At 60.4% G+C, this 22,775-nt stretch carries 25 protein-coding genes; 10 read left to right on the forward strand and 15 right to left on the reverse strand.

Annotation, left to right across the window (positions count from 1 at the left end):
* The first annotated feature begins 259 nt into the window (after positions 1–259).
* Both JFT63_RS10940 and JFT63_RS10945 read left to right on the forward strand, forming a co-directional pair.
* Positions 260–1,144, forward strand: coding sequence for a LysR family transcriptional regulator (locus tag JFT63_RS10940; RefSeq protein ID WP_198843927.1), 885 nt, complete (start codon positions 260–262; stop codon positions 1,142–1,144).
* 56 nt (positions 1,145–1,200) lie between these two features.
* The gene (locus JFT63_RS10945) at positions 1,201–1,878 is read left to right on the forward strand and encodes a GNAT family N-acetyltransferase (protein WP_198843928.1); all 678 of its coding nucleotides are present in this window, start codon (positions 1,201–1,203) and stop codon (positions 1,876–1,878) included.
* Here JFT63_RS10945 and JFT63_RS10950 read toward each other — a convergent pair.
* Positions 1,850–2,470, reverse strand: a complete 621-nt coding sequence (locus JFT63_RS10950) for a TetR/AcrR family transcriptional regulator (protein ID WP_198843929.1) — start codon at positions 2,468–2,470, stop codon at positions 1,850–1,852. The two genes, JFT63_RS10945 and JFT63_RS10950, sit on opposite strands and share 29 nt — an antisense overlap.
* Positions 2,471–2,542: 72 nt before the next feature.
* Between JFT63_RS10950 and JFT63_RS10955 the strand changes: the two genes are divergently transcribed.
* Complete coding sequence (locus JFT63_RS10955) at positions 2,543–3,142, forward strand: NAD(P)H-dependent oxidoreductase (RefSeq protein ID WP_198843930.1); 600 nt, start codon at positions 2,543–2,545, stop codon at positions 3,140–3,142.
* A gap of 1 nt (position 3,143) precedes the next feature.
* Here the strand turns inward: JFT63_RS10955 and JFT63_RS10960 are convergent, their stop codons facing one another.
* The 3 genes from JFT63_RS10960 to JFT63_RS10970 all read right to left on the reverse strand — a co-directional run bounded on the left by JFT63_RS10960 (position 3,144) and on the right by JFT63_RS10970 (position 5,655).
* On the reverse strand, positions 3,144–3,533 hold the full coding sequence (locus tag JFT63_RS10960) for a hypothetical protein (protein WP_198707682.1): 390 nt from the start codon (positions 3,531–3,533) through the stop codon (positions 3,144–3,146).
* 61 nt (positions 3,534–3,594) lie between these two features.
* Complete coding sequence (gene aroA / locus JFT63_RS10965; protein WP_198843931.1) at positions 3,595–4,851, reverse strand: 3-phosphoshikimate 1-carboxyvinyltransferase; 1,257 nt, start codon at positions 4,849–4,851, stop codon at positions 3,595–3,597.
* Positions 4,852–5,100: 249 nt separating this feature from the next.
* Positions 5,101–5,655: a UPF0149 family protein gene (locus tag JFT63_RS10970; RefSeq protein ID WP_198707684.1), complete on the reverse strand. Its 555-nt coding sequence runs from the start codon at positions 5,653–5,655 to the stop codon at positions 5,101–5,103.
* 184 nt (positions 5,656–5,839) lie between these two features.
* Here JFT63_RS10970 and JFT63_RS10975 point away from each other — a divergent pair, with 184 nt between their 5' ends.
* Both JFT63_RS10975 and nudC read left to right on the forward strand, forming a co-directional pair.
* Entirely contained in the window at positions 5,840–6,652 is an 813-nt protein-coding gene (locus JFT63_RS10975) for a crotonase/enoyl-CoA hydratase family protein (protein ID WP_198707685.1), read from the forward strand.
* 5 nt (positions 6,653–6,657) lie between these two features.
* Positions 6,658–7,491 carry an NAD(+) diphosphatase gene (gene nudC / locus JFT63_RS10980; protein ID WP_057702951.1) on the forward strand — a complete coding sequence of 278 codons (834 nt, stop codon included), beginning with the start codon at positions 6,658–6,660 and terminating at the stop codon, positions 7,489–7,491.
* On the opposite strand, the gene JFT63_RS10985 is transcribed toward nudC, so the two are convergent.
* From JFT63_RS10985 to JFT63_RS11000, 4 genes are all read right to left on the reverse strand, one after another.
* Positions 7,459–8,238: a TSUP family transporter gene (locus JFT63_RS10985; RefSeq protein ID WP_198707687.1), complete on the reverse strand. Its 780-nt coding sequence runs from the start codon at positions 8,236–8,238 to the stop codon at positions 7,459–7,461. The genes nudC and JFT63_RS10985 overlap by 33 nt on opposite strands.
* Before the next feature lie 226 nt (positions 8,239–8,464).
* Positions 8,465–9,181 carry a phosphatidylcholine synthase gene (gene pcsA, locus JFT63_RS10990; RefSeq protein WP_057702953.1) on the reverse strand — a complete coding sequence of 239 codons (717 nt, stop codon included), beginning with the start codon at positions 9,179–9,181 and terminating at the stop codon, positions 8,465–8,467.
* A gap of 148 nt (positions 9,182–9,329) precedes the next feature.
* Entirely contained in the window at positions 9,330–10,250 is a 921-nt protein-coding gene (locus tag JFT63_RS10995) for a class I SAM-dependent methyltransferase (protein WP_198843932.1), read from the reverse strand.
* 602 nt (positions 10,251–10,852) lie between these two features.
* Positions 10,853–11,338, reverse strand: coding sequence for a DUF1289 domain-containing protein (locus tag JFT63_RS11000; RefSeq protein ID WP_057702955.1), 486 nt, complete (start codon positions 11,336–11,338; stop codon positions 10,853–10,855).
* Between the two features lie 185 nt (positions 11,339–11,523).
* Between JFT63_RS11000 and JFT63_RS11005 the strand changes: the two genes are divergently transcribed.
* Positions 11,524–11,823 carry a putative quinol monooxygenase gene (locus JFT63_RS11005; RefSeq protein ID WP_057702956.1) on the forward strand — a complete coding sequence of 100 codons (300 nt, stop codon included), beginning with the start codon at positions 11,524–11,526 and terminating at the stop codon, positions 11,821–11,823.
* 118 nt (positions 11,824–11,941) lie between these two features.
* On the opposite strand, the gene JFT63_RS11010 is transcribed toward JFT63_RS11005, so the two are convergent.
* Positions 11,942–13,192 (reverse strand): ribonucleotide-diphosphate reductase subunit beta, encoded by a 1,251-nt coding sequence (locus tag JFT63_RS11010; protein WP_076955315.1) that lies wholly within the window; start codon positions 13,190–13,192, stop codon positions 11,942–11,944.
* A 377-nt stretch (positions 13,193–13,569) separates the two neighbouring features.
* Between JFT63_RS11010 and JFT63_RS11015 the strand changes: the two genes are divergently transcribed.
* The gene (locus JFT63_RS11015) at positions 13,570–13,785 is read left to right on the forward strand and encodes a TOBE domain-containing protein (protein WP_003173733.1); all 216 of its coding nucleotides are present in this window, start codon (positions 13,570–13,572) and stop codon (positions 13,783–13,785) included.
* Positions 13,786–13,841: 56 nt separating this feature from the next.
* Here the strand turns inward: JFT63_RS11015 and JFT63_RS11020 are convergent, their stop codons facing one another.
* Entirely contained in the window at positions 13,842–14,987 is a 1,146-nt protein-coding gene (locus JFT63_RS11020; protein WP_198843933.1) for a MalY/PatB family protein, read from the reverse strand.
* 226 nt (positions 14,988–15,213) lie between these two features.
* Here JFT63_RS11020 and ggt point away from each other — a divergent pair, with 226 nt between their 5' ends.
* A complete protein-coding gene (gene ggt, locus JFT63_RS11025) occupies positions 15,214–16,938 on the forward strand; it encodes a gamma-glutamyltransferase (protein ID WP_198843934.1) in 1,725 nt (574 codons plus the stop codon).
* A 120-nt stretch (positions 16,939–17,058) separates the two neighbouring features.
* Here the strand turns inward: ggt and JFT63_RS11030 are convergent, their stop codons facing one another.
* From JFT63_RS11030 to JFT63_RS11040, 3 genes are all read right to left on the reverse strand, one after another.
* Positions 17,059–17,583: an AAA family ATPase gene (locus tag JFT63_RS11030; protein WP_198844056.1), complete on the reverse strand. Its 525-nt coding sequence runs from the start codon at positions 17,581–17,583 to the stop codon at positions 17,059–17,061.
* Complete coding sequence (gene pnuC, locus JFT63_RS11035; RefSeq protein ID WP_186562884.1) at positions 17,580–18,143, reverse strand: nicotinamide riboside transporter PnuC; 564 nt, start codon at positions 18,141–18,143, stop codon at positions 17,580–17,582. The genes JFT63_RS11030 and pnuC overlap by 4 nt, the downstream gene beginning before the upstream one ends.
* A 243-nt stretch (positions 18,144–18,386) precedes the next feature.
* On the reverse strand, positions 18,387–20,021 hold the full coding sequence (locus JFT63_RS11040; RefSeq protein ID WP_057702962.1) for a methyl-accepting chemotaxis protein: 1,635 nt from the start codon (positions 20,019–20,021) through the stop codon (positions 18,387–18,389).
* Positions 20,022–20,248: 227 nt separating this feature from the next.
* Here JFT63_RS11040 and JFT63_RS11045 point away from each other — a divergent pair, with 227 nt between their 5' ends.
* On the forward strand, positions 20,249–21,079 hold the full coding sequence (locus JFT63_RS11045) for an undecaprenyl-diphosphate phosphatase (protein ID WP_057702963.1): 831 nt from the start codon (positions 20,249–20,251) through the stop codon (positions 21,077–21,079).
* Positions 21,076–21,459: a DUF1294 domain-containing protein gene (locus JFT63_RS11050; protein WP_198843935.1), complete on the forward strand. Its 384-nt coding sequence runs from the start codon at positions 21,076–21,078 to the stop codon at positions 21,457–21,459. The genes JFT63_RS11045 and JFT63_RS11050 overlap by 4 nt, the downstream gene beginning before the upstream one ends.
* Here JFT63_RS11050 and JFT63_RS11055 read toward each other — a convergent pair.
* Together JFT63_RS11055 and JFT63_RS11060 are read right to left on the reverse strand one after the other, a co-directional pair.
* Positions 21,448–21,804: an MmcQ/YjbR family DNA-binding protein gene (locus JFT63_RS11055; RefSeq protein WP_186562888.1), complete on the reverse strand. Its 357-nt coding sequence runs from the start codon at positions 21,802–21,804 to the stop codon at positions 21,448–21,450. The two genes, JFT63_RS11050 and JFT63_RS11055, sit on opposite strands and share 12 nt — an antisense overlap.
* Positions 21,801–22,709, reverse strand: a complete 909-nt coding sequence (locus JFT63_RS11060) for a LysR substrate-binding domain-containing protein (RefSeq protein WP_057702965.1) — start codon at positions 22,707–22,709, stop codon at positions 21,801–21,803. The genes JFT63_RS11055 and JFT63_RS11060 overlap by 4 nt, the downstream gene beginning before the upstream one ends.
* Positions 22,710–22,775: the final 66 nt, after the last annotated feature.

Raw genomic sequence — 22,775 nt, forward strand, 5'->3', positions numbered from 1 at the left:
AAAAGCCCCCGTGGCCCCAAGGTACCCAAGCCCAAAACATGGGTTAAAGGCACCGCGGTGAATGCGCATGTTTCAACGGACCGGATAATCAAGGCTGCCAAGACGAAAAGACCTTGAAAGGGCTGGCTGTAAAAGCGGAACCCATAGCAGCCGTTACCCAAATAACGGATATGTACTCGATCAAAGCCCAACATCCTGGCCGGCTCTTAGGCCGCCATCGAGGGCAAGCCCCCTCACACACGAGGCAAGCGGAGCCTGCATGACCGACTTCAATCTGCTGATTACCCTGGACGTTTTACTCGCCGAAGGCAGCGTCGCCCGTGCCGCCCAGCGGCTGCGCTTGAGCCCTTCGGCCATGAGTCGGGCCCTGGCGCGCTTGCGGGCGGCCACCGGTGACCCGTTGCTGGTACGCGCCGGTCGTGGCCTGGTGCCGACGCCACGGGCGCTGCAGTTGCGCGAGCAGGTCAGCCAACTGGTCCAGGATGCCCACGCCGTGCTGCGTCCGGCTCACGACCTGAACATGGCCGAGGTGCTGCGCACCTTTACCCTGCGCACCAGCGAAGAGTTTGTCGAACGCTTCGGCCCGGCCTTGCTGGCGCGTATCGCACGGGAGGCGCCTGACGTGCGCTTGCGTTTCGTCAATAAAAGCGACAAAGACAGCGTGCTGTTGCGTCAAGGTAGCGTCGACCTGGACATCGGCGTGGTCGATGCCGGTGCCAGCCCCGAGCTGCTGACCCAGGCGCTGTTTCGTGACCGCCTGGTAGGCGTGGTCCGCGCTGGCCATGCCCTGAGCCACGGCCCGATCAGCGCCGCACGGTTTGCCCAGGGACAGCACGTTTACGTGTCGCGGCGTGGGCAGGAGCGCGGCCAGATCGACGCTGCACTTGAAGCTCAAGGTCTGGTTCGACAGATCAGCACCGTGGTCGCCGGCTTCAACACCGCCATCGCCCTGGCGCGCGACACCGACCTGATCGCCAGCGTGCCGCAGCGTTACATCAGCGCATCGGCTCAGGGGCTACATTGCTTCGAATTGCCGGTCACGGTACCCACCTTCACCGTGGCGATGCTGTGGCACCCCCGTCAGGATGCCGACCTGGCACATCGTTGGCTGCGCGCTTGTTTGCGTGAGGTGTGCGGGCCATGAGCGGCCCGCAACGGGTACAATCGCCGCTGCCTTGACGCGAAACTCCAGGAATTTGCATGTTCAGCCTTACCCGTTACACCACGCCGTGCCCCGAACCGGTCAATAGCCAGATCCTGCAGATGGTGGTGGACAACCTCACCGACATCAGCAGCGTCGCGCTGGCACCCAGCAACTTGCTCTACAACATCTACCAGTACGCCATCGGTTTTGAGGTGCACCTGTACCTTGAAGCCTTGAATGGCGAAAAGGGCATTGCCGTCGAGCTGGTTGTGGCGATGCGCGACGAAACCGTTGTTGGCTTTTGCCTGTATCTACCGGTCAAGGACGATCCTCAAGCCTGTGGCATTGCCTTTATGGCGGTGCAGGCCGGCTTTCGTCGCCAGGGTGTGGCGACGAAAATGCTGGGCGAGGTGCTGGCGCGCTACCCCCACGCCGAGCTGGCCTGCGCGGTGGAGAAAGTCCCGGTATTCGAGGCCATGGGGTTTCAAGTGCGCGGCGCACGTGGCACCCAAGTGCTGATGAACACTCGGGACTATGGCACCGATGGCTTGATGGGCGTGTTGGATGTGGCAGCGATTTATCGCTCGCTGGAAGTGCGCCAGATCCACACTTACCTGCTGCAGAAGCACGGCAAGTGCGCCATGGTGGACGCCGAAAAACAGCGTGACCGGCATCTGGATCAATTGACGCGCAAGGTCCAGCTGTTCATTCAGGAGCGTTTTCCGACGATTTGACCCGCTTGACCATGCCCAGGATGGTCGCCAGCAATTCCTGCTGGGCCTCCTCGCGGCTGATCTCGCCAGTGGCTGCGGCATGAGACAAGGCTTCCGCCGCGCCGAGCATGGCGCGCAAGCCAGCCCTGGAAACGCTGCCCCCTGCGGCGAACAGTGACAGGGCGTTGTGGCATTTTTCCAGGAAGATCCCTTCATATTCACGCTTGAGCGCTTCCAGCTCCGGCGAACCGCTGAGCGCAGCAATCACCCCAGGGATCTCCCGGCCCTGCAACAGCACGCAATCGATATACCCCGAGGCGATCACCCAGGCGCGGTCTTCCAACGTCGCCTGGCTGGTTTCGATGTTATCGGTAAACACTTGGTCCTGGCGCGCATCGAAATCGGCATACAACGCGGCGAGCAATCCCGCACGCGTGGTGAAGTGATCGTAAACCACCGGCTTGGTCACACCCGCCAGTTCCGCCAGACGACCAAGGGTCAGGGCGTCGGTGCCTTCCTCACGGACCAGTTGCCAGGCCACGTCGAGTAGCTGGCGCAGACGATCCTCTCGGGATAAACGCCGACGTGGGGCAGGGGATTCGTTGCTTGACATGCCTATATACCAAAAGTAACTTAATGGGCGTAACTTACTAAAAGTAGCTTAATCCCGACCGGAGAAAAAGTCATGCACGCATTGATCGTAGTTGCTCATCACGACCGGCAATCGCTCACCCATGGCGTAGCGGCTCAAGTGGGCGCCGGTTTGACCGCCGCCGGCCATACCTTCGAAATTGCCGACCTTGCCGCCGAAGGGTTCGACCCACGTTACACCGCTGCCGACCATCGGGTGCACCGCGCTCATGCAACCCCGCCGGCCGATGTGCTGGCCGAAAAGGCCCGTATCGAGCGCGCCGACGCGCTGGTGATAGCCTTCCCGATCTATTGGTGGTCGATGCCTGCGCTGCTCAAAGGCTGGGTGGATCGCGTGTTCGTTAACGGCTGGGCGATTGAGTACGGCCCCGACACACCGGTCGTGAAAAAACTGCGTCATTTGCAGGTTCACCTGCTGGCCCTCGGTGCCGCAGATGACAGCGCCTTCGATCGACACGGTTATGCCAAGGCCATGCACACCCAGATCGACTACGGCATCTTTGATTACTGCGGGGCGCAGGTGCTGACATCCAAGCTGTTGCTGGACTCGGAAAGCGGGGGCGCTCAGGCGCATTTGCAAACGGCCAGAGCTGTAGGGCAGGGGATATTCGAGCGCGAGACGGTTGCGGGTTGATTCAGGTGTCGCGAAACAGGTCGTGGGCATCGAGCAAGCGATAGGCAATCTCGGGGCGTTTCTCCAGGCCGCGGCGGATCGCCGTCGGGATCGATTGACGGGTCTTGCGACACATGCCCGGCAGCTCGTCAATCACGATCTGGATCCCGCGCATACTCTTGACCTCGGTATGCCCCGGCGCAATATGCACGCGGATGCCCAATTGCTCGTACATTCGCTGCTGCATGTGTTCCAGGTCTTGCAGGCTCTTGAGGTTTTCAAGGCGCTCTAGGAGGATTTTCTCCTGCTGTCGCGTCAACTGGAGGATACGCAGGTCCGCGCCGTGTGCCTCCAGCAGTTGGTCACGCTCACACACACAGGCGCCGGGTGGGCAGGGTTGTCGAATGGTCATTGACGCTCCCGGCGAGGTTCAGTTGTAGGCGCGAGCAAGCTCGCGCCTACAGGTTTGTGTGTCAGCCGTTCAATTGAACGCCCAGGCTGGCCAAGGCTTTCCAGTAGTCAGGGTAAGTCTTGGCCACGCAGTCCGGGTCCTGGATGCGAATTCCCGAGACTTTCAGCCCGGCCAGGGCAAAGCACATGGCGATGCGGTGGTCGGCGTGGGTGTCGATCAAGGCAGTGCACGCAGTGCCGGCCAGAGCTGGGTCGCTCGCCACCAGCAGGTCGTCGCCCTCGATGGTCGCCAGGCCCGGGCGGATCTCATTGAGGCCGTCGTGCAGGGCCTGTACGCGGTCACATTCCTTGACGCGCAGGTTCGCCAGTTCAGTGAAACGCACCGGGGTGTTGTTGAACGCGGCAAGCACCGCCAGGGTCGGGATGGCATCCTGCATTTGCGAACCGACCACCGTGGCCTGCATGTTCGGGAACTGGGCGATCACGGCCTGGGCCTGGGCGTCCGGCTGGGTGAAATCCCGGGCCGCCACACCGATGTCGATACGGCCACCGGTCAGCACTTCGGCAGCCCACAGGTAAGTGGCGGCGGAGGCGTCGGGTTCGATCAGGTAATCATGGGCGGTGTAGCCGGTCGGGGCCACGCGCCAGGTGGTGTCGTTCACGGCTTCAACCTGGGCGCCAAAGGCGCGCATGCAATCCAGGGTCAGGTCCACGTAGCCACGGGCGCCAATGTCCTTGCCGGTCAGCGCCACATCAATCGGCGCCTCGCCACAGGCGGCGAGCATCAGCAGGGCCGATACATACTGGCTGGACAAGCCGCCATCAATCTCGAAGCGCTTGGCGTGTACCTTGCCCGTGCCATGCACGGTCACGGGTGGGCAGCCGGTGGGGCTGTCGACCTGAATTCCGTTTTGGCCGAGAGCGACCAGCAGCGGGCCAATCGGGCGTTTTTGCATGTACTCGTCACCGTCCAGTACCACGCTGCCTTGCACCGTGGCCACGGCGGCGGTGAGAAAGCGCATGGCGGTCCCGGCGTTACCGAGGAACAGCGGTTGGGCCGGCAATTGCAGCGAGCCCTGGCTGGTGACGACGAAGGTGGTGTCGTCTGGCTCATCGATACTCACCCCCATCTGACGCAGGGCTACCGACATGTGGCGAGTGTCATCGCTCTTTAACGCGCCGCTCAAGCGGCTGGTGCCCTTGGCCAATGCCGCCAGCAACAGGGCACGGTTGGTAATGGATTTGGAGCCGGGGGGCGCGACCTTGCCATTGAGAGGAAAGTTGGGCGGTGTAACGGTCACGGTTTTTTGCGAACTCAAGGTACAAGGCTCCTGGTCAAGGCGAGGTGGCGTGGAGTGGCCGACGTGCGGACCCGAATAATCAGGCAAACACGCCATGCTTGTCGAGCGAGCAGGTGATCTGCGTGAATTTTCTGGCATGTGCTCCGATTCAAATGTAGGAGCGAGCTTGCTCGCGAAATACGTTAACGAAAACACGTATTTGCTGAATGAACGCGGCGCCTGTAAGTTTTTCGCGAGCAAGCTCGCTCCTACAAGGGCAAGCCCGCCTTACCGCTGGCTCAGCCAGTAGTCATGCAGCGCCCGCGCAGCCGGTTCGATTTCGCTGACCTGCTGTTGATGGGCGTTTACATCCAGGTCCGCCGGCAGCTCGAAATTGTCCTGTTCGGCGCACCCGGTGATTTTCTCCAATTGCTCGGCTTGTTCAGCAGGCAGTTGCGGCCAGTTGCCAATCGTCACGCCGCGCACGTAACCAAAACACCATTCTTCAGCCAGCGTCACCGCCTGGTCTCGATGGTCGGTTTCATCGAAACGGGCTTTGAATGCCTGGGAGTCAGTGGCCAATTGCGCGGCCAGGGTATTCATATGGCGTACACACAGTTCGAGAAAAGCCTGGGCCTCGTCCATATTGTCCCATTCAGGGTTTTGCCCACCCCAGATCGCCGGGAACCACTCGGCCACGTCTACCTTGGCCGGGCTGGAAACCAGGGCGGTGAAATAACCGTCCAGTTCGGCCATGTTCAGCACCGAATGGTCTTCGCCGTATTTGAGCAAGGTGGCGTCAATGAAGTCGAAATCGGCGGGAGCGAGGGGTTGGGTGTGCATGGCATATCCTTAAAACGTCGAGCGCCGCTGACAGGGCGGCTTAAAGCGCAAAGGATGGCCTGTGCACCGGGTTTTATCCAGCGGCTTTTCCCTCACCGTGGCCAGTCCCGCTTTTGGCCGATGCGCCGTGGCGCACCCTTGATATAGTCTGGCCTTTCTTAATCGCCAGTCAGGGATCACTGCCATGTCCGAATACCAAGCCTTTGTCGTCGAACTGAGCGGCAACGTTGCCCATGTGCAGATCAACCGTCCGGAAAAGATCAACGCCATGAACGCGGCGTTCTGGACCGAAATCATCGACATCTTCCAGTGGATCGACGACACCGATGCCGTGCGCGCCGTGGTGCTCAGTGGTGCGGGCAATCATTTCTCCTCGGGTATCGACCTGATGATGCTGGCCTCGATAGCCAATGAGTTCAGCAAGGATGTGGGGCGCAATGCACGCTTGTTGAGGCGCAAGATCCTTGAGCTGCAAGCCTCGTTCAATGCGGTCGACAATTGCCGCAAGCCGGTACTTGCGGCAATCCAGGGCTATTGCATTGGCGGGGCGATCGACCTGATCAGCGCCTGCGATATGCGCTACGCGGCCGAGGGCGCGCAGTTCTCGATCAAGGAAATCGACATCGGCATGGCCGCCGACGTGGGTACCCTGCAGCGCCTGCCGCGCATCATCGGCGACGGGATGTTGCGTGAGCTGGCCTACACCGGTCGCCAGTTCGGCGCTGAAGAAGCACGCAGCATCGGCCTGGTCAATCGTGTGTATGCCGATCAGGACAGCCTGCTGGCCGGCGTTATGGAAATTGCCCATGAAATCGCCGCCAAGTCGCCGATCGCCGTGACCGGTACCAAAGCCATGATCAGCTACATGCGTGACCACACAGTCAATGATGGCCTGGAATACGTTGCCACCTGGAACTCGGCTATGTTGCAATCCAACGACTTGCGCGTGGCCATTGCGGCCCATATGAGCAAGCAGAAACCCGAATTCGTGGATTGATTGATATGACCCCAGGCTGGATTACCACAACGCTGCTGGACAACGACGCCGTCGGCGGCTGGGCCGTGGCCCGCAGCCGTGAGGGCTTTTTGCACGACGCCAACGGTCCTCTGTTCCCTCGGGCGTGGCTTAAACGCCAGGACCTGCCGGTGTTTGCTGAACACGGCATCGGTCACCTCGATGGTGAGCCGGTGTACTTACTGGAACTCGACAGTGCTGTCGACGTGCCGGAGTGCAGTTGGCAGGGGCTGCGCGGTTTCATGCTACAGGGCGATCACACCCTCTACCGAGTGCTGGGCTACGCCGCGCAGATCGGTACCTGGGCGCGTGAGCATCGCTTTTGCGGCAGTTGCGGCCAGGCCATGGTTCAGGTCCCGCGGGAGCGGGCGATGCACTGCGCACCCTGCGACCTGCGCAGCTACCCACGGATTTCGCCGAGCATGATCGTGCTGGTAACCCGTGGCGACGAGATTCTGCTGGCGCGCTCGCCACGCTTCGTCACGGGGGTCTACAGCACCTTGGCCGGCTTTGCCGAACCTGGTGAATCGGCCGAAGACTGCCTGATCCGCGAAGTGCGCGAGGAAGTGCAGATTGAAGTGAAGAATATCCAGTACATGGGCAGCCAGTGCTGGCCGTTCCCCCATTCGATGATGCTGGGGTTCCACGCCGAGTATGCCGGTGGCGACATCGTGCCCCAGGCCGACGAGATCGAGGATGCGCAGTGGTTCAACATCCACGAACTGCCGCCGTTGCCAGCGTCACGTTCGATTGCGCGTTACCTGATCGATCTCTATGTGGCCCGCCGCTTAGGCCACGCTGAACCAGTGCTGCCAGGCTAGGCGTACGGTCAGGCCCAGCACCACGGTGATAAACACCGGGCGAATGAATTTGGCGCCGCCGCTGATTGCGCTGCGTGCGCCAAAGAACGCGCCACACATCACTGACACGCCCATCGCCAGCCCGACGATCCAGTCTACCGAGCCATTGATGATAAACACCGTCAGCGCCGCCGCATTGCTGACGAAGTTCATGCTGCGCGCTACGCCGCTGGCCTTCACCAGGTCGATGGGGTGCAGCAGCATGGTGCTGACGGTCCAGAAGGCACCGGTGCCAGGCCCGGCCACGCCGTCGTAAAAGCCCAGGCCAAAACCCTGGGTGGCTTGCCACTTCTTCTTGATCGGCGCCTCGGCATCCACCGGCGCCTTTGGCGTACCGCCGAACAACAGGTACACCCCGCAGGCAAAGACGATCACCGGCAGCATCTTGTTCAGGGTTTCGGCGGGCAGGTAGTGGGCGACCACGGCACCGGTCAGCGCGCCAATCAATGTACCGACGATGGCATGCACCCATTGGCGTGGGTGGAACAGCTTGCGCCGGTAAAAGGTGAAACTGGCGGTGGCCGAGCCGAAGGTGGAGCTGAGTTTGTTGGTGCCCAGTACCAGGTGCGGCGGCATCCCGGCGGTGAGCAGGGCCGGCGTGGTCAACAACCCGCCGCCGCCGGCGATGGCGTCGATGAAACCGGCGATAAAGGCAACGACGGCAAGGACGGCCAGGGTGGTGAGGTCAACGCTGAGTTCGAAGGGCATGGGCAGGGCTTATTGTTGGAGGTGCGCTATGCGAAGGCCGCCATCTTACCTGCCGAATGCACGCAGAACCAAGTGTGGAGGCGGCGGGCGCTAGCGCCTGTAGGAGCGAGCTTGCTCGCGAAAAACCCATAGGCGCCGCGTTTATTCAGGAACCACGCGTTATCGTTGATGTTTTTCGCGAGCAAGCTCGCTCCTACAGGCATTCGGGCAAGCTGTACCCGTTTGGCTATTTGTGGGTTCCCAGCCACTCCAGCGCCGTACGCCAGATGCAAATGCCCAGGAAATACGCCGACATCAGCGACCACAATCCGAACGTCCACGGGTTGGTGTTGGGATAGTCCACCACCATCAAAAAGCTGCACAGTAACCAGATCGTAGTCACCGCAATATTGATCGGCATGAAGCGCTTGACCCGGAAAGGGTGCAAAAACTTCATCGGTGTCACGGTCAGCAAGGCCAGGCCGATCACGGTCAGCAACGTCACCCAGGCATCCGGCTGGATGATGTAGACGCACAGGGCGACCACGTTCCAGGCGGCGGGGAAGCCCACGAAGTAGTTGTCCTTGCTCTTCATGTTCACATTGCAAAAGCAGAACAGCGAAGACACCAGAATCACCGACACCGTAAACAGGTGAGTGAATTCCGGCAGGTCGATATAGCGGTAGATAAACAGCGCGGGGATAAACACATAGGTGAGGTAATCGATCACCAGGTCCAGAACCGAGCCGTCAAAGCTGGGCAATACCGTGCTGACATTCAGCCGTCGCGCCAGCGAACCATCGACGCCATCCACCACCAGCGCCAGGCCCAGCCACAGCAGGCACGCCTTGGGGGAGTTTTCCAGCAGCGCCAGGGTGGCCAGAAAGGCCAGTACCACACCGGTGGCGGTAAAGCCGTGGGCGCCCCAGGCTTTGAGTCTGGCTACATGCAGGGTCGATATCACGGGCGGTTCTCCAAAAGGTCAAACGGGGCAGCCGACAACTTAGCGCCGTCGAGTCTGGCCGGGGAATGCAGGTATCGACCGGGAAGGGGGGGATAAGGTTCACCGCCCGGTGTCTGCGTTAGCGTAGCAAGCGTAGGACGATTCGGCATCAACCCTGACGGAACACCAGGGCCTTTAACCCGCTTTGCGCATCAACATCGGGAAATTCCGGCGGGTTGTCCAGGCGCTGCACAAAGCGCAGGCCCGGTGCTTCGCGGGTCACGCCGTCGATCAGGAAGTCTTCGCCGAAGGCTGGATCGTTCATGCACGCCAGCACCGTACCCTGGGTGGTGAGCAAGTCCGGCAAGCGGCGCAGCACGCGCTGGTAGTCCTTGGTCAAAAGGAAGCTGCCTTTCTGGAACGACGGCGGGTCGATGATCACCAGATCGTATGGGCCGCTGTTGGTGACCTTGGCCCAGGACTTGAACAGGTCGTGGCCCAAAAAAGTGACTTTACCCAGGTCATGCCCGTTCAGGCGATGGTTGTCGCGGCCACGGCTGAGGGCTCCCCGGGCCATGTCCAGGTTCACCACATGGTCGGCGCCGCCTTCGATGGCGGCTACCGAAAAGCCACAGGTATAGGCAAACAAATTCAGCACGCGCTGGCCCCGAGCCTGTTCGCGTACCCAGTTACGCCCGTAACGCATGTCGAGGAACAGCCCACTGTTCTGCTTTTTGCCCAGGTCGATCAGGTAGCGCAGGCCGCCCTCGGTGATGTTCAGCTCATCGATGGCATCGCCCACCAGCCATTCGGTGGTGCTTTGCGGCAGGTAGCGGTGTTGCAGGGCCACAGTGCGCACGCCGAAAGCGGCCCAATCGATGTGCAGCAGCGTCTGCTTGAGGGCTTGCAGTTGCTCGGTTTCCTTGAACAAGGCCACCAGCACCACCCCTTGCAGCCAGTCCACCGTCAGTTGTTCCAGGCCCGGCCAGCAACGGCCACGGCCATGGAACAGGCGCCGGGTTTCCGCCGGCGCGTCAGCCAGGGCGGTCAGCAAGTGGGCATGCAGGGTAGCGAGTGCGTCTGGGTTCATCGTTGTGCGTCAGTCATCGGGCGGGCGGCATTTTAAACACAATTGGGTGGGAACTGGCTTGCTTGTGATGACCATAGGTATCTACACAGCTCTTTGGTGCGACGCCGGACCTGTGGGAGGGGGGTTGCTCCCGATGGCGGCCTAAGAGCCGACCGGGATGCTGGACTTTGATCGAGTACATATCCGTTATTTGGGTCACGGCTGCTATGGGTTCCGCCCTTACGGCGGGTCACTTTCGAAAAGCGCGAAAGTAACCAAAGCGCTCTTGCCCCACCACTCGGCACCTCGCTTAGGCTCGGTGTGCCCGTAATCCGCCATGGATTTGGGGGGCCGCCGCCACGCGCCATCCATGGCGCGGGGCGGCTAAACCGGCATCCCTGCCGGTTTACCCCCCAAATCCCTGTCGAATTCCGGCCAGCGTGGTTTGACGGGGCGCCTAAGATCAAGATCAAAAGCAGAGCAAGAGCAAGAGCGGCTCGCTTCGCATCGTGGTTACCGTCGGCGGTGGCTACAAAAGTTGTGTAGATACCCATGCTGCGATGACGGCCTGATAGTCGACGCTTATCTACCCGAGACTGCCCATTTGGATCGTGGGGCGTCAGTTAGCGCGTGGCAATCAGCGCCGGGCCGAATGACTCTTTCAAGAAAACCGGGGCGATATAGCGCTCGTAATGCGCCTCGGACAGTAGAAAAAACTCCCGGTCTATCGCATCGCGCAAATCCGCCAGGTGGCGCTCACGAAACTCCGGCAACAGCGCCAACCCATAGGCATCCAGCCTGGAAATCACCCGCGCCCCCCGTGCGATCAACTGGTATGCCCAACAATATGGCGACTGGTGCGGCATAAAACGAATCTTGCGCGCCTCCAACTGCTGTCGCAGGCAGTGCGCGTCAAAAACTTCCAGCTTGCTGGCCATCACCTGCACCAGCAATTGCTCCAGACGCAGCCACACCGCCTGTTTTTCCTCGGCGTTATAGCCATTCCATTGGATCACTTCGTGGTGATAGCGCTTGCAGCCCCGGCAGATCAGGTCACCGTAGACGGTGGAGCACAGGCCGACGCAAGGGGTCTTGATGGAGTGCGGCATTTTCAAGCCTTTGAAGAAAGTGTAAGCGTGTTTAGTCGGTGTTTCTTTGTCGCCAAGTGGGCAACGATGGCTTCAATCCATTGCGAGCGACACCCATGAGAACTCCGATCAAACCCTGGCTGTATGCCGTGATGTTCACCGCTGTTGCCGGCTGTTCCAGTCAACCCACTCAAAGAGACATCGCCATGCACAAACCCCTGGTATCCCTCGCCGTACTCAAGGCCAAGCCTGGCCAACAGCACGCTCTCAAAGCCGGCTTATTGAGCCTGATCGAACCGACACGAGCCGAACCTGGCAATCTGGATTACGTGTTGTTCGAGCGGCGTGATGAGCCCGGAACGTTCTATATGCGCGAGGCGTTCAAGAACCAGGCGGCACTGGATGAGCATTTTGCTACGCCATACTTCCAGCGCTTTGCCGCCACGGCGGATACTTTGCTCAGCGAGCCGTTGCAGTTGATTTTCCTGGAGCAGGTGTCGAACTGAAACCGTTGACTGTAGGAGCGAGCTTGCTCGCGAAGAACGTCAACGATAACGCGATCATGCTGAATGAACGCGGCGCTCTTGAGATCTTCGCGAGCAAGCTCGCTCCTACAGGGTTACGTCAGTCCCAGCTCAGCGCGCCGCCGGTCTGGTACTCGATCACACGGGTTTCGAAGAAGTTTTTCTCTTTCTTCAAATCCATGATCTCGCTCATCCACGGGAACGGGTTAGTCGTCCCTGGATACTCTTCCTTCAAGCCGATCTGCGACAGACGACGGTTAGCGATGAACTTGAGGTAATCCTCCATCATCGCCGCATTCATGCCCAACACCCCACGCGGCATGGTGTCGCGAGCGTATTCAATCTCCAGCTGCGTACCCTGCAGGATCATCTGGGTCGCTTCTTCCTTCATCTCGGCGTCCCACAGGTGCGGGTTTTCGATTTTGATCTGGTTGATCACATCGATACCAAAGTTCAGGTGCATCGACTCATCGCGCAGGATGTACTGGAACTGCTCAGCCACGCCGGTCATTTTGTTGCGACGGCCCATGGACAGGATCTGGGTGAAGCCGCAGTAGAAGAAGATGCCTTCCAGCACGCAGTAGTAGGCGACCAGGTTGCGCAGCAGTTCCTTGTCGGTTTCAACGGTGCCGGTTTCGAACTTCGGATCGGAGATCGAGCGGGTGTACTTCAGGCCCCAGGCGGCCTTTTTGGCGACCGATGGAATCTCGTGGTACATGTTGAAGATCTCGCCTTCATCCATGGCTAACGATTCGATGCAGTACTGGTAGGCGTGGGTGTGGATCGCCTCTTCGAAGGCCTGGCGCAGGATGTACTGGCGGCACTCCGGGTTGGTGATCAGGCGGTACACGGCCAGCACCAGGTTGTTGGCAACCAGGGAGTCGGCGGTGGAGAAGAAGCCCAGGTTGCGCATGACGATGCGACGTTCGTCGTCGGTCAGGCCTTCAGGGTTTTTCCACAGCGCGATGTCGGCGGTCATGTTGACCTCTTGCGGCATCCAGTGGTTGGCGCAGCCGTCGAGGTATTTTTGCCAGGCCCAGTCGTACTTGAAGGGCACGAGTTGGTTGAGGTCGGCGCGGCAGTTGATCATGCGCTTTTCGTCAACGGCGACGCGGGCGGAGGCGCCTTCCAGCTCGGCGAGGCCTTCGGCGACGTCGAGTTTGTCCAGGGCAGCCTTGGCGCGAATGATCGCGGCGGAGTCGTTGGCAGTCACGTTGCGCGCCTCCAGGGCAGCAGCGGCGCCGGCACCGTCGAGACGGTCCATGTTGGCTTCGCTTGCATGGCCGGCGTTGGCGCCTTTGATCACCGCTGCACCGGTGTCTTCGTTGTCGACTTCATCCCAACTCAGCATTGAAATACTCCCTTCTGATCTGTTCTGACGGTGTTCAACCCGTCCAAAAAATGTGCGATTTGCAGGCTACCAGGCATTGAAATACTGCGCTGAGTGTGGTCGGTATATACCGGTTCTGCACACTATGTAGTGGTCTGTTTTGTTTGTGGGCACACTATATGGTGTGTAACAAGGTTGGTCAACGCACAAGATGTGCGGTCATAAGTCGCTGTCAAACCTGAGGCGCCGGTCAGGTGGGCATGGAAGGTTATTTCTCTAATATATCCTAAAGGAATAGATAAATAGTTATTTATTCCTTTTAATGTTATCTCGCGAAGCGCATTTTGGGGGCCTGCGCATTCGTGCGGATTGACCCAACAGCCAAAAGGAAAGCCGACATGACCATCAAAGCGATCAACGTGCGCAACCAGTTCAAAGGCGTCATCAAGGAAATTCTGCTGGGGGAAGTGGTGTCGGAAATCGACGTGCAGACGGCGTCCGGCATTGTGACTTCGGTGATTACGACGCGCTCGGTACGTGACCTGGAATTGAAGGTGGGCAGTGAAGTCATTGCCTTTGTTAAGTCGACGGAAGTGTCCATCGCCAAGTTGTGAATGAATAATGTGGGAGGGGATTGCTTACCCCTCCCACGAATGTTTCGCTGGGCAAGTCAGCGCTGGCGCAAGGCACGTTCCATGCGCTGTATACCTTCCTCCAGCATCGCCCTTGGGCAACCGAAGTTCAGGCGCACGAACTGTTGGCTGTCATCGCCAAATTCAATCCCCGCACTCAGGCCGACCCTGGCCTGTTCCAGGAAGAACTGTTGCGGGTCATCCAGGCCAAATGCACTGCAATCGAGCCACGCCAGGAAGGTGCCTTGCGGTGCGTGCATCACCACGCCAGGCAGGCGGGTCTTTAGCGCATCGAGCAGGTAGTCGCGGTTGGCCTGCAGGTACTGCAACAGCGCAGCGAGCCAGTCGCCGCATTGACTGTAGGCGGCGCGGGTGGCTTCCAGACCCAGGGGGCTGACGCTGTCGACCATGCCGCAGCGCGCGTTAGTGAAGCGCTCGCGCAGCTCGGCGTTTTGCACCACGGCGAAGCAGGTCTTCAAACCGGCCACGTTATACGCCTTGCTCGCCGACATCAGCGTGATGGTGCGCTGGGCAATCTCGGGGCTGAGGCTGGCGGTGGGGATATGCCGACGACCATCGAAGCACAGCTCGGCGTGGATCTCGTCGCTGATGATCAGTGCGCCGCTGTCAAGGCAGGCGTTGGCCACGGCCAGCAGTTCTTCGCGGGGGAATACCTTGCCGATGGGGTTGTGCGGGTTACTCAGCAGCAACGCACCGGCACCGCTCAATGCCTGGCGCATCGCGGGCATTGGTGTGACGTATTCGCCGTTGATCAACTGGAACGGCATTTCGATGCGCGGCAGGTTCCAGTTACCGGGGGCCAGACGAATCGGCCGATAGTTGGGGGTTTGCAGCACCACCGCCTGGCCGGGTTGGACGAAGGCGTGCAGGGCCATGTTGAATCCAGGCTCGACGCCAGGCAGAAATAGCAGTTCTTCGGGTTGCACGCGCCAGGCGTACTTGGCCCAAAGGTCCGCGATGATGGCCTCGCGCACATCCGGGCCAGCCACGCTGTAGCCCAGAATCTGTTGGTCGAGGCGCGTGCGCAGGGCTTGCAACACGGCGGGCGGTGCGGCGATATCCATGTCGGCGATCCACATCGGCAGAACGTCTTGCGGGTAACGGCTCCACTTGGTACTGCCGGTGCCGAGGCGTGGGTGGATCGTGTCGAAATCAAAGCTCATGAAAAAGGCTCGTATCAAAGCGGCGGCGAAAAAGTGGCGCTGATTCTAGCGTCATTAACGTTATAAATGTGGGAGGGGCTTGCTCCCTGCCACGTTGGATCTATCCGCCGTTTTTTTGCCAGGCCGTTCCATGACCGACAAGTTCTGTAATAAAAACGCCACTGCACTGGGGATTGAATCGGGGAGGGGCTATTTTGGTGCATCTCAATAACCAGAGTAGCCATGGATGAAATACCAACCTTTCAGCCGTACCCTGATCGCCACCGCGTTGGTGTTGACGGTCAACGGTGTACAAGCCGCGTCCCAGGCACCGGTGGCCGGTGAAAATGGCATGGTGGTGACGGCCCAGCACCTGGCCACCCATGTCGGCGTGGACGTGCTCAAGGCCGGCGGTAACGCAGTGGATGCAGCCGTTGCCGTTGGCTACGCGCTGGCGGTGGTGTACCCGGCGGCGGGCAACCTCGGGGGTGGCGGTTTCATGACCGTGCAACTGGCGGACGGGCGCAAGACCTTCCTCGACTTCCGCGAAAAAGCCCCATTGGCGGCCACGGCCGACATGTATCTGGACAAGGCCGGCAACGTGGTCGAGGGCCTCAGCGCCAAAGGCCATTTGGCGGTCGGCGTGCCGGGCACCGTTTCCGGCATGGAATTGGCCCTGAGCAAATACGGCACTCTCAAGCGTGCCCAGGTGATTGCCCCGGCGATCAAACTCGCGGAAAACGGCTTCGAGTTGGAGCAGGGCGATATCGACCTGTTGCACACGGCCACCGGCGAATTCGAGAAAGATCAGGATTTGCGCGGGATCTTCCTGCACAACGGCCAACCCTTGCAGGTGGGCCACAAGCTGGTACAGAAAGACCTGGCCAAGACCCTCAAGGAAATCTCCGCCAAGGGCAGCGACGGTTTCTATAAAGGTTGGGTGGCCAAGGCGTTGGTGGATTCCAGCCAGGCCGGCAAGGGCATCATCACCCAGGCGGATCTGGACAAGTACAAGACCCGCGAACTGGCGCCCATCGAGTGCGATTACCGTGGCTACCATGTGGTCTCGGCGCCGCCACCCAGTTCGGGCGGTGTGGTGATCTGCCAGATTATGAACATCCTCGAAGGCTACCCGATGGCCGACCTCGGTTATCACTCGGCCCAGGGCTTGCACTACCAGATTGAAGCGATGCGCCATGCCTACGTGGACCGCAACAGCTACCTCGGCGATCCGGATTTCGTGAAGAACCCGATCGAGCATCTGCTGGACAAGAACTACGCCACCCAGCTGCGTGCCGCCATCGAGCCGCAAAAGGCCGGTGATTCCCAGGCGATCAAGCCGGGCGTGTCGCCCCATGAAGGCAACAACACCACTCACTATTCAATCGTCGACAAATGGGGCAACGCGGTCTCGGTGACCTACACCCTCAATGACTGGTTCGGTGCTGGGGTGATGGCGAGCAAGACCGGTGTGATTTTGAACGATGAAATGGACGACTTCACCGTCAAGGTTGGCGTGCCGAACATGTACGGCCTGGTCCAGGGTGAAGCCAACGCCATCGCACCGGGCAAGGCGCCGCTGTCGTCGATGAGCCCGACCATCGTCACCAAGGACGGCAAGGCGGTGATGGTGGTCGGCACGCCGGGCGGCAGTCGCATCATCACGGCGACCTTGCTGACCATCCTGAATGTGATCGACTACAAGATGAATATCCAGGAAGCGGTGGACGCGCCACGCTTCCATCAGCAATGGATGCCCGAGACCACCAACCTTGAGACGTTCGCGGTCAGCCCGGACACCAAGAAGATCCTGGAAAGCTGGGGCCATAAGTTTGCAGGTCCGCAAGATGCCAATCACTTGGCGGCGATCCTGGTAGGCGCGCCTTCCCTGGGTGGCAAGCCAGTGGGTAACAACCGCTTCTATGGGGCCAATGACCCACGGCGCAATACGGGGTTGTCGTTGGGTTACTAAAGCCTGGTACGGTAAAAAATGTGGGAGCGGGCTTGCCCGCGAAAGCGGTGGGTCAGTCTATGCATGTGCTAGCTGATACAGAGCATTCGCGGGCAAGCCCGCTCCCACAGGGGAAGTGTGTCAGCGCTTGAGCAACTGCTCTACTGCGGAAAATGCCGCCTGGCGACGCTGCTCCCAATCCCCGCGAATCACCACCACCGGCTGTTGATGCTCCTGCATCCACTCCAGGCTTGCCTGGAAAAACGCCCGGCGATCGGCCAGTTCAGGCTGGCAGCGCTGGCCGTCGGCGCTCCATTCCACGTCCTCGGGGGACAGCAGCAGGTGCAGGTCGTAATGCCGGGCGAGCAGCTCGTCATCGAGCCAGCCGGGATAGTCGCCAAACAGCGTCTGGCTCCAGAGTTTGTTAGTCAGCAGGTGGGTGTCGAGGATCAACAGCGCAGGGTGGCGAGCGCGGGCGGCATCCTCCCAGGCTAACTGGCCTTGGGCGATGGCGGGGATATCCGCCAGGCTCGTGTCACGCTGATGGTGATCGATGAAATGCCGCACGTATTCACCCACCATCAACCCGCCGAAGTGCGCGTGCAGCTGCGCAGCCAGCCAGCTTTTGCCGCTGGATTCGGGGCCTGCCAGTACCACCACCTTCATGCGTGCAACGCCGGGTCGGCGCGCCATTCGCGCCAGCCTTGTACGGCAATCACGGTAAACAATGCATAGAGCGCGGCGGTGAGGTAGAGGCCTTTGTAGAGGAAAAGGCCGACAAAAATCACGTCAACGACAATCCAGAGCGCCCAGCACTGCACGCGTTTTTGCGCCATCCACATCTGCGCCACTAGGCTGAAACCGGTGAGGGCCGCGTCGAGCCAGGGCTGGGCGGCGTCGGTCCAGTGGGCCATGGCGGCGCCAAGCAACAGGCTGCCGACCGCGCCCACCGCCAGGCTGGCCATGATCGCAGGCGCCCGCAAGCTGGTGACCTGACGGCCCTGTTTGACCTCGCCGGCACGGGTCCATTGCCACCAGCCATACACTTGCAAGGCGGCGTAGACCACTTGTAACAGCATGTCGGAGTAGAGCTTGACGTCGAAAAACACCCAGGTATAGAGCAGCACCATCACCAGGCCGATGGGCCAGCACCAAGGGTTTTGTTTGACCGTCAGCCACACAGCGATCACCCCCAGGGCGGCGGCGAACAGTTCAAGCCCGGACATGGTGGATCCTTGGGAGAGTGGGAGAGGGCGGTGATTGTACCCAGAGCTCACCGATCCTCAAAACACAGCAATACAAATGTGGGAGGGGGCTTGCGCCATGCCCTGTGTAGGAGCGAGCTTGCTCGCGAAAAAACCAGAGGCGCCGCGCTTACTCAGGAAGCACGCGTTACCGTTGACGTTTTTCGCGAGCAAGCTCGCTCCTACATGAGGCTAAGCAAGCCCCCTCCTACAATTTGCCCAGTGCTAGATTCTGAACTGACGCAACAGCCCGTCAAGCTGTTCACTCAAGCCCCGCAACTGCGCACTCGCTACGCTGGATTGCTCCGCCGCCAGCGCTGTGCTGTGGGACAACCCGGCCGCCTGGGTGACGTTCTGGTTGATGTCTTCTACTACATGGGCCTGTTGCAGGGTGGCGCTGGCAATCGACGCATTCAAACCGTTGAGGTTGTGCAGGGCCTGGCCGATAGCGGTGAGGCTGGCACCGGCCTGGCCGGCCTGTTCGATGGTCAGTTGCGAGGCGCTGTGGCTGTCGCTGATGACCTTGACCGCCGCTTCCGAGTGGCCTTGCAGGCGCTCGATCATTACCTGGATTTCGGCGGTGGATTTTTGCGTGCGCTGGGCCAGCAGGCGCACTTCATCGGCGACCACCGCAAACCCACGGCCTTGCTCACCCGCACGGGCGGCTTCGATGGCGGCGTTGAGGGCGAGCAAGTTGGTCTGGTCGGCGATGGAGCGGATCACTTCCAGTACCCCGCCGATTTGCGTGCTTTCGCTGGAGAGCGTGCGGATCACCTCCACGGCCTGGTTGATGGTGCTGGAGAGCTGATCGATCTGCTGCAAACTGCCGTCGATATTCACCTGGCCCTGTTGCGCCTGGGCCTGGGCATCGCGCATTTCGCTGGCTGCGTGCTCGGCGTTCTTGGCCACGTCCTGCACGCCGTAGGTGACTTCGTTGATGGCGGTGGCCACCAGTTCCATCTGCTGCGATTGCTGCTGGCTGCGGTCGTGGGCCTGGCTGGCGTTGTGGCCCAACTCGGTGGATGACTGGCCCAGTGCGTTCGCGCACGCCTGCAGTTGGCCGACCACCTGGCGCAACTTGGCGGTGAAGCCATTGAAGTGGCGGGCCAGTTGGGTGAGCTCATCGCTGCCGTGGGTGTCGAGGCTGCGGGTCAAGTCGCTTTCACCGCTGGCAATATTGCCCATGGCATTCACCGCCGCCTGCAACGGCTGCACGATACTGCGGGCGATCAGCACCACCAGCACGGCCATCATCAGCGCAATGCCCAGGCCGATCGCCGAGGCTTTCCATACCTGGGCTTTGAACTCGGCCTGCACATCATCCACATAGACGCCGGAGCCGATAATCCAACCCCAGGGTTCGAACAGTTGGATATAGGAGGTTTTTTCCACCGGTGCGTCGGCGCCCGGTTTCGGCCAGCGATAGTTGACGATGCCGGCGCCCTTGGCCTTGGCCAGGATCACGAACTCATTGAACACGGCGAAACCATCCGGGTCACGAATCGCCGAGAGGTTCTGGCCATCGAGTTTGGGGTTGGCCGCGTGCATGATCATCACGGGGGTGAGGTCGTTGATCCAGAAATAGTCATCGTGATCGTAACGCAGGCCACGCACCGCGCTCAGGGCTTGCTGCTGCGCGGCGTCGCGGGTCAGTACCCCGGTTTTCTCCAGGTTCTGGTAATACGCGAGCACGCCGCTGGCGGTTTGCACCACGTGCTGGGTCTGCTGGCGTTTGGCCTGGTAAAGTTCGCCGTGGATTTGGTTCAGCATCAGCACCCCCAAGGCCAGCAGCATCAACACGGCGACTATCAGGATCAGCCAAAGGCGGCGGCTGATCGACATGCTGCGCAAACTGTTCATCGTCCTGTCACTCCATGCTCTTTATAATTGTGGTGCTGCTTCGAGATTTCCGGCGTGTCTGATAGGCTTTCGGCCCGGAATCGAAAAACCTGAGTACTGCCTGATTTTTCACGGAATTTTTGCAGACCGGCGTTGAGAATCAACTGCGGGCGCTTGAGTGCGCTCGTCGTCAGTGAACTTTAAAAAAGACTAAGAGGCATGCCACGCGCATGACCTTTGGAGAGAGCATGGATTTTTGGACCGCCATACAGGCATTGATTCTCGGCATCGTCGAGGGGCTGACGGAGTTCCTGCCGATCTCCAGCACCGGCCACCAGATCATCGTCGCCGACCTGATCAATTTCGGCGGCGAGCGTTTCGAAGCCTTCAATATCATTATCCAGCTGGGCGCGATCCTGGCGGTGGTCTGGGAGTTTCGCCGCAAGATCCTCGATGTGGTCATCGGCCTGCCGACCCAGCCCAAGGCCCGGCGCTTCACTGTCAACCTGATCATCGCTGTGTTGCCGGCGGTGGTACTGGGGGTGATTTTTGCCGACCTGATCAAGCACTACCTGTTCAACCCGATCACTGTAGCGACTGCCCTGGTGGTCGGTGGTGTGATCATGTTGTGGGCCGAGCGCCGTCAACATGCCGTGCGTGCTGAAACGGTGGATGACATCACCTGGAAAGACGCCCTCAAGGTCGGCCTGGCCCAGTGCCTGGCGATGATCCCAGGCACTTCGCGCTCAGGTGCAACGATCATCGGCGGCCTGTTGTTCGGCCTGTCGCGCAAGACGGCTACCGAGTTTTCGTTCTTCCTGGCCATGCCGACCATGGTCGGGGCGGCGGTGTACTCGGGCTACAAGTACCGCGATTTGTTCCAGCCGGCGGACTTTCCAGTGTTCGCCATTGGCTTTGTCACTTCGTTCATCTTCGCAATGATCGCGGTCAAGGGCTTGCTCAAGTTCATCGCCAGCCACAGCTACGCGGTGTTTGCCTGGTACCGGATTGCCTTTGGCCTGGTCATCCTGGCGACCTGGCAATTCGGCTGGATCGACTGGACCGCGGTCAAGCCATGAGCATTCAGCATCCGCGCCTGAAGGCGCTGATCTTTGTGCTGCTGTGTGCCGCGCCACTGCTGGGCTCGGCGCTGCTTTGGTATCGCGGGGAAACGGTGATCCCGTTGATGGCCTACGGCGTGGTCAGCGTGGTGGCGTTTTTCCTGTACTGGAGCGACAAGCGCAAGGCGCAGACCGAAGGCTGGCGCACCCCGGAAAACATTCTGCATGCGGTCGAGCTGGCAGGCGGTTGGCCGGGGGCGTTGATTGCCCAGCAGGTGTTTCGGCACAAGACGCGCAAGGTGTCTTACCAGGTGTTGTTCTGGACGATTGTGCTGTTGCATCAGGTGTTTTGGCTGGACCAGCTGTTCCTCGGCGGTACGCTGCTTTCAATCCTCTAGCAACAAACCGACCTGCGTGCGCTTGGGCAGTTTGCTCACCACCAGTTGGTGGGAGCGCTGCAACAAACCACGCAGCTCGTCGGCGCCCAGCGGGTAGGGCGTATTCATGATGATCCACTGTGCCCGCGCCAGATACGGTGCGGGGTGGATGCCGGGGCGATCGACATGGCCCAGGAATAGTTCCTTGTCGACCTTGAACGCCAGCGACTCGCCGCGCAGGTTCTGCAAGGCGAACATCTTGTTGCCGGCAATCGAGAACACCCGCACGCCGCCCCATTTATAGTCTTCCCGCGCACCGGGCAGCGCCAGGCAGAACGCGGCCACTTGTGCTTCGGTCATGCTCATAACAGTCGATCTCCACAGCCTTTGAAGCCTTCCTCAAGGTAGTCGATCCACGCGCGGATGGCCGGCAGCACGCCGCGCCGATGCGGGTATACGGCCTGCAACCAGCCACCTGGCAATGACCACTGCGGCAGCAGTTGCACCAGGCGGCCGCTGGCCAGTTCTTCTTCGCAGTACATCATCGGCAGTACGGTGAAGCCGACGCCGAGCAAGGCGCTGGTCTTGCGCACGATAAAGTCCTCGATGCCCAGGCGAGCCTCCATGACCAGTTCGTGAGCGTTACCCTGCGGGTCAATGATGCGCTGATGCACCATGCGATCCGCCTCCAGTGCGCCGAGTATGGGCAGTTGTTTGAGGTCTTCCAGGGTTTCGACCTGCCGATCACGCATAAAGCCGGGGCTGGCGACCAGCACGGTATGCGCCTGGCGCAGGCGTTTGGTCACCAGCAACGGGTCTTCATCACCCAGTTCGCGTACGCGCAACGCCACGTCAATGCCCTCGGCGACCAGATCGACGCGGCGATTGACCAGGGTCATGTCCAGTTGCACTAACGGGTGTGCAGCAAGAAATCCAGCCACCAATTCCGGCAGAATCTGCTGGGCCAGGCCCACCGGGCAGCTGACCCGCAGGCGCCCACGCGGCTCGCTGGACATGCTGGCCACGGCCTCGTCGGCCATCTCCGCTTCCAACAGCATGGCCTGGCAATGGCGCAAGTAACGCTCACCCACGGCGGTCAGGGTCAATTGCCGAGTGGTGCGTTGCAACAGGCGTGCGCCCAGACGTTCTTCGAGCTCGGCAATGCGCCGCGACAGCCTGGATTTGGGAATCCCCAGCAGCCGGCCCGCTGCGGCGAAACCGCCGGCTTCGACGACTTTGGCGAAATAGTAGAGATCGTTGAGGTCTTGCATGGTCGGCCTATTGTCCTGTCAGTGGGACAAACTATCGCATTTCAGATGGCTTATCGACTATTGGTT

It is taken from the genome of Pseudomonas sp. MF7453, from assembly GCF_016405455.1.
Classification (GTDB): domain Bacteria; phylum Pseudomonadota; class Gammaproteobacteria; order Pseudomonadales; family Pseudomonadaceae; genus Aquipseudomonas; species Aquipseudomonas paralactis.

Bases quoted from the DNA above. Each gene is read 5' to 3' on its own strand.
- JFT63_RS11055 (WP_186562888.1), bottom strand. From the start codon at position 21,804: ATGAGCATGACCGAAGCACAAGTGGCCGCGTTCTGCCTGGCGCTGCCC.
- JFT63_RS11005 (WP_057702956.1), top strand. From the start codon at position 11,524: ATGCACAAACCCCTGGTATCCCTCGCCGTACTCAAGGCCAAGCCTGGC.
- JFT63_RS11040 (WP_057702962.1), bottom strand. From the start codon at position 20,021: ATGAACAGTTTGCGCAGCATGTCGATCAGCCGCCGCCTTTGGCTGATC.
- JFT63_RS11000 (WP_057702955.1), bottom strand. From the start codon at position 11,338: ATGCCGCACTCCATCAAGACCCCTTGCGTCGGCCTGTGCTCCACCGTC.
- JFT63_RS11010 (WP_076955315.1), bottom strand. From the start codon at position 13,192: ATGCTGAGTTGGGATGAAGTCGACAACGAAGACACCGGTGCAGCGGTG.
- JFT63_RS11045 (WP_057702963.1), top strand. From the start codon at position 20,249: ATGGATTTTTGGACCGCCATACAGGCATTGATTCTCGGCATCGTCGAG.
- JFT63_RS10940 (WP_198843927.1), top strand. From the start codon at position 260: ATGACCGACTTCAATCTGCTGATTACCCTGGACGTTTTACTCGCCGAA.
- JFT63_RS11050 (WP_198843935.1), top strand. From the start codon at position 21,076: ATGAGCATTCAGCATCCGCGCCTGAAGGCGCTGATCTTTGTGCTGCTG.
- JFT63_RS11015 (WP_003173733.1), top strand. From the start codon at position 13,570: ATGACCATCAAAGCGATCAACGTGCGCAACCAGTTCAAAGGCGTCATC.
- JFT63_RS11030 (WP_198844056.1), bottom strand. From the start codon at position 17,583: ATGAAGGTGGTGGTACTGGCAGGCCCCGAATCCAGCGGCAAAAGCTGG.
- JFT63_RS10945 (WP_198843928.1), top strand. From the start codon at position 1,201: ATGTTCAGCCTTACCCGTTACACCACGCCGTGCCCCGAACCGGTCAAT.
- JFT63_RS10960 (WP_198707682.1), bottom strand. From the start codon at position 3,533: ATGACCATTCGACAACCCTGCCCACCCGGCGCCTGTGTGTGTGAGCGT.
- JFT63_RS11060 (WP_057702965.1), bottom strand. From the start codon at position 22,709: ATGCAAGACCTCAACGATCTCTACTATTTCGCCAAAGTCGTCGAAGCC.
- ggt (WP_198843934.1), top strand. From the start codon at position 15,214: ATGAAATACCAACCTTTCAGCCGTACCCTGATCGCCACCGCGTTGGTG.
- JFT63_RS10975 (WP_198707685.1), top strand. From the start codon at position 5,840: ATGTCCGAATACCAAGCCTTTGTCGTCGAACTGAGCGGCAACGTTGCC.
- JFT63_RS11020 (WP_198843933.1), bottom strand. From the start codon at position 14,987: ATGAGCTTTGATTTCGACACGATCCACCCACGCCTCGGCACCGGCAGT.
- nudC (WP_057702951.1), top strand. From the start codon at position 6,658: ATGACCCCAGGCTGGATTACCACAACGCTGCTGGACAACGACGCCGTC.
- JFT63_RS10950 (WP_198843929.1), bottom strand. From the start codon at position 2,470: ATGTCAAGCAACGAATCCCCTGCCCCACGTCGGCGTTTATCCCGAGAG.
- JFT63_RS10995 (WP_198843932.1), bottom strand. From the start codon at position 10,250: ATGAACCCAGACGCACTCGCTACCCTGCATGCCCACTTGCTGACCGCC.
- pnuC (WP_186562884.1), bottom strand. From the start codon at position 18,143: ATGTCCGGGCTTGAACTGTTCGCCGCCGCCCTGGGGGTGATCGCTGTG.
- JFT63_RS10955 (WP_198843930.1), top strand. From the start codon at position 2,543: ATGCACGCATTGATCGTAGTTGCTCATCACGACCGGCAATCGCTCACC.
- JFT63_RS10985 (WP_198707687.1), bottom strand. From the start codon at position 8,238: ATGCCCTTCGAACTCAGCGTTGACCTCACCACCCTGGCCGTCCTTGCC.
- JFT63_RS10970 (WP_198707684.1), bottom strand. From the start codon at position 5,655: ATGCACACCCAACCCCTCGCTCCCGCCGATTTCGACTTCATTGACGCC.